We start from the raw sequence: 16,695 nt of genomic DNA, 5'->3' as shown, positions 1-16,695 counted from the left end.
TTAAAATAATAAAAAGAAAAAGTGGATTCCTATACTATGCCTGTAGTTTTTCATATTCTTACAAGTGGTAAAGGTTTTCTTATTACAGAAAAGATGAAATGTAGAATGGATGATACGCTGTTAATTGCCAATAAAGATTTCAATGGTTTGTTTCCAGAATTTAATAAGACAGATTCAATATTTGATACAGTAAAGAGTAAACTACCAATTAATTTTGTTTTGGTAACTATAGATCTTGATGATAATGATGTGGAAGTCGCAGGGATGGATTGGCAAATAGATGCTCATAATTGTAGATGGTTATGATAAGAAGATATACTACTACGTTTGGTATGGCAGAAATGAAAAATTCTATCTGGATATTATTATTGTTGAGGAGCTCATCCCGGAGCAAGGTAATCAGGGTTCGGGTTGTGCCACTTTACCTATAAACCTGATACAAAATCATATAATTTTCAGTTATGCTATTATAGGGAGTACATGTGGTTCTGAGGCATCTGCAACCTTTGCTAAAGTGTTTACACATGAATTAGGGTATTATTTTGGATTAAATCATATTTTTTAAAGGACTTTGACCCAATTAATGACGGTATGGATGATACCTCTGCAACTACTGAAGTATTTGGAGTTGACAGAACTTTGCTAAATGATTGTGGTGTATATGCTAATTTGGAAAATCATACGGATTATATACAGATTGTTAAATATGTTTACTAATGATCAGGTGAATGCCATGATATATTGGATAGAAGATACCAGTGACGCAAAGTCATAAAGATCGAAACTGTGGCAGACAAACAGTCTTAATGCAGTTGGAGTTAGCGATAGTAATTTATATGCATCAAAGTTTGAAAACACGTTACAAAGTGTAATAATATATCTGAATCCTTCTAGTTGGATGTTCAATATGATATTGGCTTCTTCTGATGAAGATTATTCAGTAAAGAATCAGTACTACTTTGGAGCAAAATGTATATGAGAAAAGTTTTTTTATAAAAAAAAGGGAATTTAAAAACTATTAATTTATCTAATCAAAGTAAGGGAATGTATTTACGTATTATTGAATTTTCAATTAAGAAAATTTTCCGTCAAAGAATAATTAAGATATTATTTCACTTAAAAACGGATATTATAAGTTTTAAAAAGGAGTATTGCAATTAGTTATTGGTTTCTTATTTATTGAGACTAATTTTGACTTAAATCAAACATAAAAGCGGAGATTGGTTTAATTTTTTTTTTATAATGATAATCACTTTTTTTTATAAGATTTAAAATCAAGATTAGAACAAGAAAAGTATTCTGATCTTACTGATACTTTGTCTTAAATAGTTTGCATGCATTTACTTAATAAACTAGTTTGATAAATCCATGAGAAATTAACTTTGGAATTAAGTTATTTTTTAGATTAGGTTATAAATACAATTTTAATTTGTAAGTAATATCTTCAAAATTGACTAGAGAGTTTTTCATGATCAAACTATAGTATTTTTCATTAAAAAAAAAATCTAATATTATTTGTGATAAAAGTATTCTTTAGCAAATTTGAGTAGATTGTGAAAGAATACAATTGTGAGCCGTAATGCTACAGTATTATTGACCAATAAAATAAGTTTTGTTAAATAAATCGGTTCATTGATTGGTAGTTATCACCGGATTTACATGTTTAACGATTGTAGTTATTTTTTCTAGATCATTGTTAATGTTTTTGTATTAAATAATATATAGCAATTTAGTATTATTTTTATGATTTAATTAATTTGTTAAAAAAAAACAATAATTCACATTGTTGTTTGGTGTTTTTTTTTGACTTTGTTTAAAAAAAAGCATATTGAATAAATTGGTTTAACCGCAAAAAGAAAAAAAAATATATGGAATATAATATCTTAATTGTAGATGATCATTTAGTTGTTAGAACCGGTATTGCCATGGTTCTAAAAGGGCAGATTAAAGGTGTGAAAATATCAAATGCAGAAAATTTTTTTGAATTACTTGCAATTTTAAAAGACTATATTTTTGATTTGATTATTTTAGACATCAATATTTTTGGAGGTAAAAGTACTGGTATGATTAAAGATGTAAGAGTTATTCAGCCGAATGTTAAAATATTGATTTTCTCTGCTTATGAAGAAGAACAGTATGCATGTAGGTATATACTTTCCGGTGCCAATGGCTATTTGAATAAGCTGTGTAGTGAAGAACAAATGGTCTTAGCTGTTACAACAATTCTGGAGACAGGAAAATACATCCAGCCTGAAATTGTTAATAAGTTATTAGAAGCTGTTCTCAATAAAAAGCCAATAAATCCTTTAGATGTTTTGTCTAAGAGAGAATTTGAAATAGCTGAATTGTTAATAATGGGAGAAGGTAATTTAGAGATCGCTAATCGCTTAAATATTCAAATGTCAACAGTAAGTACTTATAAGAGTAGGGTTTTTGAAAAACTTAAAGTAAATAACATCGTGGAGCTTATTGATGTCTTTAAAATTAATTTTAATTAATTGTTTTCTATGATTATCTCTATAGTTGTCCCCTCATTAATTTCACTTGTTATTTTTATGTCGCCTTTAAGGATATTAAGAAGCTCTATAATCATATGTAGTCCCAGATGATGGTTTTGTAAAGATGGTTTTTTTGAAAGGTTAAGGTAGTAATTTATAAGCTCTTCATCCATACCAATTCCTGTATCTTTTATAGTTAAAAAGAGTTTGTTTTTTTTATTTATAGCTTTAAATTCGATTTGTCCATATTTTGTATTTTTAACCGCATTGTCGATGAGATTATGAATAATTATGGAGAGTATTTTATTATTTATTTTTGATTTTTCATTTGGACTTGTATTATTGATTATTATAGTATTTGTTGAAATTGCTATTTTTTTAAATAATTGAATTTTAGTTTCAACTAATTGTTGCAATGAATAATTTTCTTCTTGAAACTTCTTAGCTTCAATGAAAATAATAGAGTATTTAATTAAATTCTCGACATATTCGTATAATTGGAGAGTAGAAATGTGTACTGATTTTATTTGTTCAATAAGTATTTCGTTATTTAGCTTTTCTATTTTATCCTGAATGTGAGAAATTGTTAATGTTAGATACCTTAAAGGACTTTTTATATCATGACTTATAATTTGGATAAGTCTTTTTTCTTGTAAAATTTCTTGTTTAAGGTTTTTCTTGGTAATTTTTAATTTTACAATTGTTTTTGCTAATTTTTGTGTTTTATGAATAATAATTTTCTTTAGTTTTTTGTTTCTGATCTTTAAGTATAATAAACGCATTTGCCAAAGATAAAGAATCAGTGTAATAATTATTATAACAAGGAAAAGCTTAAATGTAAATGTTTGGTAAAATTCGGCCAATACAATTAATGTTACTTTTTTATACTTATAGGTTGAATTAAAACCAGGCATACTTCTTATCATTAAGGTATAAGTTCCTGGTGGTAAAGTTGTAAAACTTATAGATTTGTTACTTCCTATTTCTTCCCAGTTACTATTATTTATACCAAAAAGTTTGGCTTGTATATCTAAGTTATTTAAGTTACCATAATAGGCATAGTCAATTAAAATCTTAACTCTTTGAAAATTATTATTCAACACAATTGTATCTTTGATATCAGTAACTTTTTGATCGATAATTGCCTTGTCAATAAAGGGGCCTTTGCTGAAAATTAATGGCTTTATATTGTTTGGGTCAAAAAAAACATTACCATTCATAGAAGGAAAAGTGATTTGATTGTTTTCGAGATAATTTCCACAAGGTTGACATCCTCCGTTAAATTCATTAGTGAGAAAACCGTCGGATTTGCTGTAGTTGTAATAATATATTTTGGTCGTTTTATCTTTGATATGTAGAAGAAGTGATTTTTTATAAACCTGAAAAAGGCCTTTATTTGTAGTTATCCAAAAAAAACCTTTTTTATCTTCAATAATGCAATGAGAGGAGTTTAAATACTTGTTCTTATCTTTTGGGAATGAATATATGACATTGTTGAGATACAGAAAAAAGCCTTTTTCATAAGTTGTAATCCAGACTTTCTTGTCTCGATCAATATAAATACTGCGAATGTTTAGGCTTTTTGTTTTTTTTACAAAGTATAGCTTATTGGTTGCGCTACTGTATTTGAATAATCCTTTTTGGGTTCCTAGCAATAATATTGAGTTTTCCTTTTGTGCGATGTAATTGATATTTGGAATGGAGTTTAATATAAGATTAGGTTTTTTGTCAAATTTATTTTTTATAACAAATAATTTTGCTTTGCGTTTGGTATCTTCTTGTAAACTTATCCAAATGTTATTACTTAAGTCATTGAACAAAGTTTTTATTTCCTGATTAAATCCGTATTTAATACATTTTTTATATCCTGTTTTTTTTAGGTAATGATGTAAATTTCCATCATAGACTTTCCAGATTCCTCCATTGCTATCTTTTGTCATGGATATTTTTTCGATGAAGTAGTTGCTACTTTTAAATGGAATGCTGTCAATGACCTCTTTTGAAGTTAAAATTAATCCATTTGGTGTAATAATAGAATTTGAGTTAAAAGCAAGGTTAGAGTAATTTACTTCAGCCTTTGATGATTTTTTCTTTACGGTTGAAAAACTCGAAAAAGTTATAATGCATAAACCATTGGTATTGCTTCCCATATATAGTTTTTTGCTTTCAGAATCGTATAAAATAGAAGCTATATTATAGTTCTTAAAATCTTTTAATTTTGCAATAAGTATTGGAATTAAGTGATTATTCTTGGATCTAAGTAGATAAATTTTATCTTTAGAATAGAGAAAAACTTGGTTAGCTGTCATGTTCCAATAAAGCTCATGTTTGCCGTTTAAGAGTGTTAAATCTATTTTTTTTGAGCGTATTTTTTCAGAAATGCAGTCATACTTGCCATTTTTATACAGATAGTAAAGCGTGTCATTTAGTGTAAAGAAATTAAAAACAGATTTATTTTTATAGGATCTCTTGTAGATGGATTTCATTTTAGAGTCACACAGCTGTATCTCTTTATTGTCAATAAAATATTTTTGATCATTAGAAAGGTTAATATAAAAAGGAGAATCAGTATTTATTGTTTTGATTGTAGGTAGACCACTATGTAGAAAATAGAATTTCCCATTTTTTACGATATCATGAAAAGGTGTGTTTTTTTTAAATATTTGTAATTTTCTATCATTAATAAGAACTAATTCTTTTCTTCCTTCATTATAGCAGTATAAACTATCTTTTTTTATGCTTCCTGAAACATCCGCAAATCGAGATCCATTTAATTTTGTAGTAGAAGAATTATATGCCAGAAATGTATTTCCATCATATCTAACGACTCCATTCTCTGTCGTTAGCCATATAAAGTTATACTTATCACGTACGATTGATTTTACACTGCTTTGAGGTAGTTCATTATTGTCTGAAGTATACCATCGCATAGAATAATCTTCTTGAGAAGTTACCTTATTTATATGCAATAACATTAAAATATAAAAATAATATTGGTATTTCCGCTTCATTTAGATCCATATTGTCCTCAAACATATAGAATAAATGTAAATGCTTTAGCGTTTGTAGATATAATTCTACATACGTGTAGTTTTTTTTCAAATATTAAATTAAGTTATCAGTATAGTATAATGGTATATTTGTAGTAGTATTAGATTGTATTCAAGAATCTAATCTTAGTGCTATTTTTTCATTTGAACTGATGAATCTGTTTTATATAAGACTTTATTATTCTAGTATATAATTTGTTTATGTGGATCATTAGGAAGAATACAATGGCTACCTATATATTTGCAATATAAATTTTAATAATTTTAAGAAAAATGATTGCAAGTATTTTATTAATAAATCAAAAATGAATAATAACCAGATGGCAGTTTTCTATTGTAACGATAGTTTTTTGTATAGCATATGGGAAATTTGAAGATTAAAATATTCTTTTTTTTTACTATCAGATAACTTCAGGTTATTTTAATCGAGAGTTTTGTTAAGTTGCAAATTTCACAATTAAGAGATTGTTTTTTGTGTAAGTAATATGTGGAAAACCACAACGTTATTTAAATATTTGGCTGGGTTGTTTAAACCAGACAATAAGTAGAATGTGATATTTTAATAACAATGTAATTGTTGTTTTTTATTAGTACACTGTTTTTTTTTTTTTAAATTAATTAAACGTAAATTATGAGAAAGAACTACTTGTTTTTAAATCCAATTTTAGTATTTTTTGCAATATCGAAACAGACTACAAATTTCGATACATTTTTTAATTTAAGATTTCTATTAAAAGAAAGAGTTAGTTTCAATAAGAGAAGTGATTTGGTTCTCTTTATGAGTCAAAGAGGTGATTTGGATGTTGTTATGGTATCATGGATCAAAGCAACAAGTTATCTTAAAAACTACTTTTTACTGCAATTTTTGTCTTTACTCTGCTGTTTTTGTGGAATGATTACTCAAGTTTTTAGCAACTAATAATGCTTTTTAATGTAAGGTATGATCTTACAAACGTTATTACTACGTTTGAATCTTTCAGAATATATTGAACTAGAGTTTTTTTTTAAATTTCTATAATATGGAATTCCTTTCATATTGTAAATTCATGAATGTATGGGAATTGTTGTCTTAAAGTAATTTGATTTATAGATTAGATCCTATTGACTTATTTTGGTAGCTTCCTAACAGATATTTGTAATGGATTAAATTTTAGTTTATGAAATATAATCGGGAGAAATAAATAGGTGAACGACTTTTGTAAAAGCTTTATAATAAGGGGTTTTATGTAATTGTTTTGACAAAGATGAGAGGGATAGTATGGAGTGAATTTATTAAATTAAAAACAAATTTTGTTAGTGAATACTTTCCTAATAAATACTTTTATGGAGAAACTAAAATTTGAACAAAGAAAAATAGTACACTATTCTTTGTTGTTATGTGTTATTTTTTTGCAAATTATAGTTGCTATCCTTTGGTATAAGGATGCCGAAACTTATAAAAGCTTCGATGATGTATCGTGTACAAGAGAAATATCTCGATTGGTAAATAAATTAAGTAATTCATTTATTACCTCACAAGGGGAATTTAATAATTATATTAAAAGTAAAAATGGTGATTCATTAAAAAAATATTTTCAATCTTTAAATGAAATGAACCTCGTAATTGATAGTTTGAGTTCATCTATGGAATATAATGAAAAATTTAAAAAATTAGCTGGAGAGAAGCACAAAATAGAAGAAAATGTTTTTGTTTTAAAGTATATAATTCAATCCATATTAGAAAAAAGAACTAATTCAAATTTAAATGATATTTCGGATCATTTAAATTTGAAAAAAATTAAATTCAGATCGATCTTAGATGATATTGAAATAAATTCCGGTATACAAAAAGATAGCGTGCCACGAAAAGGATTATTTTCAAGATTAGGTAATGCAATATTAGGTAAACAAGATATACAAAAAGAATGGTCAAATGTTATTGTTACAATAAGGTATAAAGACGAAGTTATATCGGGTAGTATTGAAGAGCAATTGGTAGATATAGTAAAAAAAACAAATAAGTATTATGAGAATGAATTATTTAAATTAAAGCAGTCATTTTTGAATTTAAGAAATCAGGATTTGAAATTGATGGAGCTCAATGGAGAGTTGTTGAGCTTAAGTAAAAAGATATTATCGGATTATAATACTTCTCTAAATACACTTCAAGCGGATAGACAAAAGAGATTAAAAGATCAATATGACTTAAATAAAATGACTAAAAATTATGTGATAGTCATATTGATAGTGGTAATGTTGATTATATCAGTAATTCTTTTGAATTTTACTCGTTTGGCATTTGAGTATGAAAGAAGATTGACCATTGCTCAGGCCCAGATACATCAAAGTTTGAATTTTAAGAACAGGATAATGGGGATGATAAGTCATGAAATTCGTTCGCCTTTAAGTATAATATCAATTTATGTTAAATTAGTATCCGAATCGGTCAAAGATGTCGATATAATAAAAAATTTTAAATCAATTGAATTTACGACAAATTCATTACTTCTTTTGTCAAATCAAATCCTGGAATATTCCAGAAATGAAGAGCATAAATTTGAATTAAAATGTAAAAAAATTGAATTAAAGAAGGAAATATATCAAATAATTTCGTCAATGAGTTCGCTTGTACAATGTAAGGGAAATAGGATAGAGGTAAAAGCGAATTTAATTCCGGAATGTAATGTTTGTTCAGATGTAGCAAAAATATATCAACTTTTTTATAATATTATTGGCAATGCAAATAAGCATACGCAAAATGGACTCATATTAATTGGGATTGATTTGGAAGCTATTTCTGAATTTAAAATAAATTTAAAGATTGAAGTTCAAGATAGTGGAATAGGAATTTCAGAAAATGATTTAAGGTATGTGTTTGAGTCTTATTACCAAGGATCTATTTCGGGAGAAGTACAAGATTTAGGGGTCGGTTTAGGGTTGAATATTTGTAAGGAAATAGTCGAATTATTTGAAGGGCATATTACCATTGAAAGCAAAAATGGTGACGGTACTAAGGTTATCTTTAATTTAATTTTAAGTAAAATCTAAAACAGTAAAAAGAAAAGTTTTATTACTTTCTGTACGTATTAATTGTAAAGAATTCAATTGCAAAGAATGTATTTGTGTAATCATTTTTAATTTTTAATATTATGAAAACATCAACTAATTATCGTTTTTTAATTGCAGATGAATATAGTGTTGCAAGACAAGGAGTTTCTTTAATTATTAAAGAGGTATTCTTTAATCCTAATATATGTCATTGTGCAACTTTTGAAGATATCTTTAAAGAGCTAAAGAAAAATAGGATTGATCTGCTGATTTTGGAAATAAATTCTATTGTTGACAATGGTTTGGAAATTATTGAGCAACTAAAATTGCTTCAGAAGGATATTAAAATTTTAGTACTTACAGTATGTGATGAAAATATTTATGGTACGAAATATTTGGATGCAGGTATATCTGGTTATTTGAATAAAGGGGCTTCGTTGGTAGAAATCAGAAAAGCTATCAATTTGATGCTACTGTCAGGAGAAGATTTTAGGCAAATGGCAAAAGATAAAATTACTGATTATTCTGTTTTAAATAAGCCAATTAATCCATTGGATCAGTTGTCTAATAGAGAGCTGGAGGTGGCAAGGTTGTTAATTGATGGCTACGGTAACTTAGAGATAACGGGTCTAATGCGAATTAAAAAAAGTACTGTTAGTACATTAAAGAAAAGAATTTACGAGAAGCTGGGAATTGATAGTTTAGCTGATTTAATGAAATTTTTTCAATTATATTTTAATAAAAATAATCAATTACAGAGGATTATTCCAATAAGGGTTTAGGTTAAGATGATTTTTATAACTTAATAGTGTTATTGGTAAAAGAAATGTAAAATTAAAAATTGTGAATTTAACTATTTGTTTAATTTCTGTAAGGGGAAAAACTAATTGAGGAGTTAATCCCTGAAAGTTGAGAGTATAGAGGATAAAAGAAACAAATTATTTTGATGTATCGAATTATTTTAGCTGATTAACTTTTTTTTTGGAAATGTAACTAAAAAAAGAATACAAATGTAGGATACTTTTGTATTTGAAGGCATGGAAAAAATAAAGTTACTGTATTATTATTAAAAAGGCCTATAAATTTGAAATAAATTAAAGGGCTTTAGTGGTGAAAAAATTCTTAGAGTTTCAGGCAGCGAAAACTATTAGTTTTCTGTATTATCAACAGTAAGATAAAGTATTGCTGCCTGACCTACCAAAAATAAACACTTCAAAAATTCAAAAATCTAAAAAGGGAATAGGACTCTAATGAATGAGAAATTAGTTGTTTTGTTTTCTATATGTGATATGTATGATTATATTTTAAATAATGCAATTGTTTATACAATGTATAATCTACTATTTGAAAGATATTGATATAGTGTGTTATTGTAAAGGTTTTATTATAAAACTTAATTATTAGTAATAAATTATTAATTGATTTTGAATGCCTTAATAGCTTAGAATTATTTATATTTAATGAATATTAAGGTCTTTTTACTGATGTTTATATTAGGGAAATTATAAGTATTTAATTAAAAAGCTTTTTGTTTGAAACAAGAAACGAATAACTGCGGCAAATGTAGCGTGGTTTAATGTTAAATATAAAAAAAAATGTAGAAATATTTGTATTTTTATGTAGATAGATGTCTACTTTACTGTGTGTTGTAAACTATGTGTTTTTTTTTTGATGATGCAAAAGCTACTTGTGTTGATTGAGATTAAGTAATAAGTACTAAGATGAACTAGAGAAAATCTTTTTTTTATAAAGTAGTTTTTTTGTCTTTGCCTTAAAGAGATATCAGTCATGAGTTACTCCAAAAAAACGTAGAGAACTAAAATCATTTTATTTAATGATTTCTAAAAGATCGTAAGGATAATTACTCGAATTCATCGTAATCCTTCATCAGAATTTTAAGGGTATGGTCTATTTTAAGATTTTACTGTTTAATAGATTTTAGCTAAAAAAAACATCTATATTGTGAATTATTTATCCGTTAGGTGTAAATAGATACAACGTATCATTAATGAGATTTCTTGATCTCAGTCTTTATAAGGAGATAAGTAAACATTTTGTGTTCAAATTTATACATATGTAGTTGGTTAGTTTTATAAAATACAGTACGATTATAAAGCCGTTGTGTTTATGTAGGGTCCGCTGAAAAACTCAGCACGTAAATTCAGTTTTAAATTTACCGCTGTTGAACTTTAGATTTATAAAATATTCTTGATACATGTAAAAATGCGTCAAGAATTTTTTTTTGGATAGTAATATTTTTTTCTAAAACCCTCACATACAAATTTCCATAGGAGTGCTACCTGAGCCAATTTGACTAGGTTGAGCACTAATATAATACTGGCTATCCAAGATTCGCTTGTATCAGACAGTCTTGCTTTGATTCGGTCTAAACCATATCCAGTCTTAACTTGTCCAAATTCTGCTTCTATTGGGTTGCGTTCTCCAGGGCTTACTTGATTTGACAACGCCTCTTTGGAAGGTCTTCCCAAGGGTTTGGCTTTGAGAAGAATTCCTTTTTCTTTCAAATATGTCCTGTTCTCTCTGTTGCAATATATTTTATCGGCTAAAACTTCTTTTGGGTAATATCCGAATCTGGTTTTATATTTTTCGACACTGCTCTTCAATCGAGCTCCTTCATTAAATGCACCCCAAGATAAATCATCTAAGAAATTCAGACCATCTACCATCGATAAATTTATTTTTGAACCAAATTCTACTTTAGCTTTGGCTTTGCCTCTAACAATGGGTCGAACATGGGGTTGATGAATACTGACTAAGCGGTGATTTATGCTGTGGATTTTATTATCATACATCTGCTTTTGTTGGTCATATAAGTGTTGAATAACTAACCAATATTTGTATTCTTTTTTTGAAAAAGGGATGCTGTCAAAGGTGTCCAACAGTAAATGAATAGACTGAATATTTCGCCTGAGATAATTCAACTGTTTTTTGATAGTATTGCGTATTTCTTTTTTGTTTTTACTCTTTTTTTGAGCTGTTTTCAAATAATCTTTTCTTGCTTTCTCTCTGTAGTTCCTTGGCTTCTTATCCATTGATGAACTACCGAAAAGTAAATCCATCAATTCTTGCGATTTTTCTCGGCTATCATTGAGCAGGTCTAAATCGGTGGGATAAGCAATATCTTGTGGGCAAGCTGTGGCATCTAAAATAAGGCTTCCTCTATGAGAATCGTCTTGATTGTTATCTTTCTTAGCTTGATTTGATAACTCTAAATCTTTTTTTATCTTAACAATTCGTTCATTAATGGCGTTGATTTGTTCCAATCCCAATCGCTTACGAAATTCTACAAATAAGGAAGCATCGAAAGGAGGTTCGTCTGTAAATGAAGAATAACCAAGAAAATATTGCATGTAGATGTTTTCACTGATTTGAGCAACCGTTTCTCTGTCATCTAAATCACAAAGGTGTTTAATAATCAAGGAACCTACAACTATTCTTGGATTCAAGGTTGTATGATTTGTGGATTTTTTAGGGACTTCCTGCCAATACAATTCACATATTTCATCCCAAGGGAGAAGTCTCGATAATACAACCCAACGGTTACTCGAATTTAATTTTCTATCAAAAGGACTCTCAAATCCTTCAATAGTCAACTGTTTAGGACTAGTGTATTGAGGTATAGGTGCACGCTTTTTTGAGAATGTTTTCATATTTCCTTGCACTTAGATACTCAAATATAGCATTATACTGTTGATTTTCAAAGTGATTAGGGTTCTTCAGCAGACCCTATGTAGAGTTTTATCTGTAGATATAATTCTACATTTCTTAATTAGGGTTCTACAACGTAAAAGTTTTACTAAAACTAAATTTGTCGTAGTGAATTAGTATGTTTTAAAAGTGTGTAAGATTATGAAAAGAGAAAGAATTCAAATATTAAGAAGATTTCATGTAAAATCGAGGAAGCAGTAATGCTATTATAGTTTAAACGATTATTAAACTAGAGTGTAGTACTGCTGATATGATGAAAATCAAATTTATTTAAACTAATGTAATTCGAAGAATTTAATACTAACTAAATCAGATTTTTTTATTAACACTAAAATTTTGCATTTAAATCCTACTGGTATTTGTTTACACATTTACTTTTTATGCTAAAATTTATTTACGGTTCGCATCACCATATCTTGGTAATTGTTTTAAAAAGTACCCCAAATACTTAATTGTTTGTGTGACTATTATTTTATAAAAGTTGCACTGAGCAAAACCTAACCTACTGTGTTATAAAAACAAAATGGAATATAAATATGATAAGGCTATAATGCGAGAATTATTTATTCTGATGAGATGCCTTTCTGAATTTGATACTGATTTTAGAACTCATCAATGTACTTGTTTAGTTCTAAAGAAGCGTATGCTTGATGTCAAAGATTCTTTAACCATTAAAGTATAACCTTAATTTTTAATATAACTATATTATGGAAGCATATAATATGTATAAATTTTCTAAGGATAATTTTAAATTGGTTTTAGTAGAATTTTCTCAATGGGAGTTGTTTAGGCTTAATCACTTCTTTAGGGTTGCTACTACTACCAGTTTTAGTAATTATCCTAATAGATATGGATAAGAGAAATGGCCTTAACGATTTCACAAATAAAATAATAATTAAAATTTATTTATATGTTAAAATATTTACTCAAACTTATTAATCAGGGCAAGCTAAGACTTAAATTGTGCTTAGTCTTTTTCTTATTTTTTCTTGGAGCTCAAGAAAAAGTGAGTGCTCAGAACTGTACTGCAAATGCAGGAGGAGACGTGACGGTTTGTGGTGATGCGGCTACTTTAGAGGGATCTGTCGCAGGTTCTCTTGGAGCTGGAGGGGCAACCTGGTCCTTTGTATCAGGACCTGCTACGCCAACAATTGCTTCACCGAATTCCTTTATTACAGGTATTACTGGAATGTCAGTAGACGGAAACTACATTTTTAAACTTTCTTATCCATGTGCGATAGGAGTTTCAGAATCATTAGTTACAGTAACAGCTCATCCCAAACCAGCTTCTTTTACAGCTGGACCCGATATTTCAGGAATTTGTGCCTCAACAGGATCAACCACATTAGGAGGAGTTATACCGCCTGGCTTTACAGGAACCTGGGAAGCAAAACATATGACTACTTTTGAAAAATATGGTACTTCAGATTCTTATAATTCTTCTTTTAGTGATCCAACTTCGGCAACACCGACTTTTGAGTTGATTAACAAATCAAATCATGACATTGATCCAGCTTATAAAGTGGTTCTGACAATCAAGTCACTGGATGGTTTATGTACTTATACTGATGAAGCTGTAGTTAAATTTTGTCCCAATCCACATATTAATATTCAAAATTATGCACAGTGTCTTTATAATGGTTCTACATTTTTGGATCTATTTGATGCTCCTTCTTTTAATACCGATACCCCTAATTCTGCCGGAGCAGTAGGAAATGGAACAACTATTACTCTGAATGTAACAAGCCAACCAGCTGGTGCTAACATTAGCTTTAGGTCACTTGATGGACTCCGTATGTATTTTGACGGTGCGGACATTTTAGGAGATTATGTTTTTAGTGTGACCGTGCAAACTGCTTGTTGCGGATCTTATACTACCGATGAAATTACCTATACTAATAATGGAGAAGGTCCTTCGGATCTTAATTTTCAGCCTCCTGGGCATGGTGCTCCCGAGCAGTTGGCACCTTATACAGGGCTGGGTTCTGCTGGAGAAGTACATTGTGGATTTGTAGGTTCAACAACTCCGGAATCATTCTATTTCGATTTGAATCCTAATAGTGATCCATCGACTACCACAACAGTTACCTTTACTGGAGATCTTCCTCCCGGAGCAAATACTCCTCCAACTATAACGCTTTTTGGAGATGGTACGATGAGCAGATCTGCATCGGTTGATCCGGGACCAGATGGATGGAAAGCAGGGACTTATATATTTGATGTGATTATTTCTTCAGGTGAGTGCACAAATGGTCAATCATATTATATGCATATTTCGGATGGTAACAGACCTGCTTTATTTGTTCCAGATGTTTCTGTATGTTATCCTGGATCTGGTGCTGCAGCTGTAGATATTACTTTACCTGCCGTATACAAAGAAACGCCTCTTAATCCGACTTACTTTTATGGTTTTGGGGGGTTGTATAATTTTACAGTATTGTCCCAGCCAGCGGGCTCAGATCCGGTGGTTTTTGAAGATGAAGGAGAAAGAGGCATAGGTAGTACCTCTACCACAGTTTCTAATTTGACGCAGCCTGGGGATTACGTAATTAGAATGACCGCTTTTAATGGGAATGGAGTTGCAAGTTTTTTAGAGCAAGAATATGCTTGTTCAGGAATTCCTGAACCACTTCAGGCAGACTTTACTATTCATGTTGAAGAAAAGATTAACTCCAATGCCGGTGCAAACCAAACATTTGAATGTTCTTCTGATGTGAGTTTGCAAGGAAATGGTTTTGGAGCATCCGGATCGACAGGTCTTTGGACTGTTGTAAGTGTTCCACCGGGAGCAGCGATGCCTACTGTCGTTAATCCTACCAATATTACCTCTCGCGTTAATGGATTTAACATGGTTGGAGTATATACTTTTAAGTGGACCATATCTAGTACGCAAGGTTCTTGTACAAGTGATGATGATGTAGTAATTACAATTAATACACTGGCACCTAATTCGCCAGCTGTTACAGTTGTGCAGCCAACATGTTCTACACCAACTGGATCTATTACAATAACGGATTCTTCACCAAATCCTGATCTTGAGTTTAGTATTGATAATGGAGTAACATTCCAAACTAGCAATGTGTTTGCAAATGTTACTGTGGGAGCTTATGAAGTTGTTGTTAAATCGTTCTCAATAGGATGTACTTCGTTTCCATCTTCGGCAACATTAGTAACTCCAACATGTACGTCAGTTATTGTCGCTACAGATGATACAGGGGTATCCGTAAACGGCTCAACAGGTGGGACTTCGGTAACTAATGTATTAACCAACGATACCTTAAATGGAAGTGCCGTAGTACCTTCGGATGTAAATACTACTTTTGTAAGTGCTACTAATCCCGGAATTACTTTGTCGGGAACCGATGTTTTGGTTGCACCAAATACGCCGGCCGGGACTTATACATTGACTTATAGAATATGTGAGAAACTCAATCCTACTAATTGTGATGATGCTACAGTTTCAGTAACAGTTACAGCTGGATCGATTGTAGCTACGGATGATGCAGGAAGCTCAATAAACAGCTCCACAGGAGGAACTTCATTAACTAATGTATTGTCTAATGATACCTTAAATGGAAGTGCCGTAGTACCTTCGGATGTAAACACTACTTTTGTAAGTGCTACTAATCCCGGAATTACTTTGTCGGGAACCGATGTTTTGGTTGCTCCGGGTACCCCAGTGGGGACTTATACATTGACTTATAGAATATGTGAGAAACTCAACCCGACCAATTGTGATGATGCAGTAGTTACTGTACCGGTAACAGCTGGAGCTATTGTTGCTACAGATGATACAGGGGTATCCGTAAACGGTTCAACAGGTGGGACTTCGCTAACGAATGTATTAACCAATGATATTTTAAATGGAAGTGCCGTAATCCCTTCGGATGTAAATACTACGTTTGTAAGTGCTACCAATCCTGGAATTACTTTGTCAGGAACCGATGTTTTGGTTGCACCAAATACGCCGGCCGGGATTTATACATTGACTTATAGAATATGTGAGAAACTCAATCCGACCAATTGTGATGATGCTACAGTTTCAGTAACAGTTACAGCTGGAGCTATCGTGGCTACAGATGATGCAGGAAGCTCAGTGGTTGGCTCAACAGGAGGAACCTCACTAACGAATGTATTATCTAATGATACCTTAAATGGAAGTGCTGTAGTGCCATCAGATGTAAATACTACTTTTGTAAGTGCTACCAATGCTGGAATTACTCTGTCGGGAACCAATGTTTTGGTTGCTCCGGGTACCCCAGTGGGGACTTATACATTGACTTATAGAATATGTGAGAAACTCAACCCGACCAATTGTGATGATGCAGTGGTTACTGTACCGGTAATATCAGGAGCTATTGTAGCTACAGATGATACGGGAAGTCCGGTAA

General features: G+C 30.2%; 8 protein-coding genes. 6 read left to right on the top strand and 2 right to left on the bottom strand.

The features are described from left to right. The first annotated feature begins 21 nt into the window (after positions 1-21). From ACN1CN_RS19475 to ACN1CN_RS19465, 3 genes are all read left to right on the top strand, one after another. Positions 22-306 (top strand): hypothetical protein, encoded by a 285-nt coding sequence (locus tag ACN1CN_RS19475; RefSeq protein ID WP_419136950.1) that lies wholly within the window; start codon positions 22-24, stop codon positions 304-306. Beyond that, entirely contained in the window at positions 281-565 is a 285-nt protein-coding gene (locus ACN1CN_RS19470) for a M43 family zinc metalloprotease (protein WP_419136948.1), read from the top strand. The genes ACN1CN_RS19475 and ACN1CN_RS19470 overlap by 26 nt, the downstream gene beginning before the upstream one ends. Positions 566-1,868: 1,303 nt before the next feature. After that, positions 1,869-2,498, top strand: coding sequence for a response regulator (locus ACN1CN_RS19465; RefSeq protein ID WP_419136946.1), 630 nt, complete (start codon positions 1,869-1,871; stop codon positions 2,496-2,498). On the opposite strand, the gene ACN1CN_RS19460 is transcribed toward ACN1CN_RS19465, so the two are convergent. Further along, on the bottom strand, positions 2,495-5,509 hold the full coding sequence (locus tag ACN1CN_RS19460) for a ligand-binding sensor domain-containing protein (protein ID WP_419136945.1): 3,015 nt from the start codon (positions 5,507-5,509) through the stop codon (positions 2,495-2,497). The genes ACN1CN_RS19465 and ACN1CN_RS19460 overlap by 4 nt on opposite strands. Positions 5,510-6,871: 1,362 nt before the next feature. On the opposite strand from ACN1CN_RS19460, the gene ACN1CN_RS19455 reads away from it, so the two are divergent. Together ACN1CN_RS19455 and ACN1CN_RS19450 are read left to right on the top strand one after the other, a co-directional pair. Then, positions 6,872-8,575: a sensor histidine kinase gene (locus ACN1CN_RS19455; RefSeq protein WP_419136943.1), complete on the top strand. Its 1,704-nt coding sequence runs from the start codon at positions 6,872-6,874 to the stop codon at positions 8,573-8,575. Between the two features lie 101 nt (positions 8,576-8,676). After that, positions 8,677-9,357 carry a response regulator gene (locus tag ACN1CN_RS19450; RefSeq protein WP_419136941.1) on the top strand — a complete coding sequence of 227 codons (681 nt, stop codon included), beginning with the start codon at positions 8,677-8,679 and terminating at the stop codon, positions 9,355-9,357. A gap of 1,446 nt (positions 9,358-10,803) precedes the next feature. Here the strand turns inward: ACN1CN_RS19450 and ACN1CN_RS19445 are convergent. Continuing rightward, positions 10,804-12,246: an IS5 family transposase gene (locus ACN1CN_RS19445; protein ID WP_419136939.1), complete on the bottom strand. Its 1,443-nt coding sequence runs from the start codon at positions 12,244-12,246 to the stop codon at positions 10,804-10,806. A 968-nt stretch (positions 12,247-13,214) separates the two neighbouring features. Between ACN1CN_RS19445 and ACN1CN_RS19440 the strand changes: the two genes are divergently transcribed. Then, positions 13,215-16,695 (top strand): hypothetical protein (locus ACN1CN_RS19440; protein ID WP_419136937.1); only part of this gene is annotated, 3,481 nt, incomplete at its 3' end.

Origin of the sequence: Flavobacterium sp. T12S277, from assembly GCF_048514875.1 — a bacterium.
In the GTDB taxonomy this organism is placed as follows: Bacteria; Bacteroidota; Bacteroidia; order Flavobacteriales; family Flavobacteriaceae; genus Flavobacterium.
Note: the sequence above shows the minus strand (reverse complement) of the source record. Positions and strands in the feature narration are given on the sequence as shown.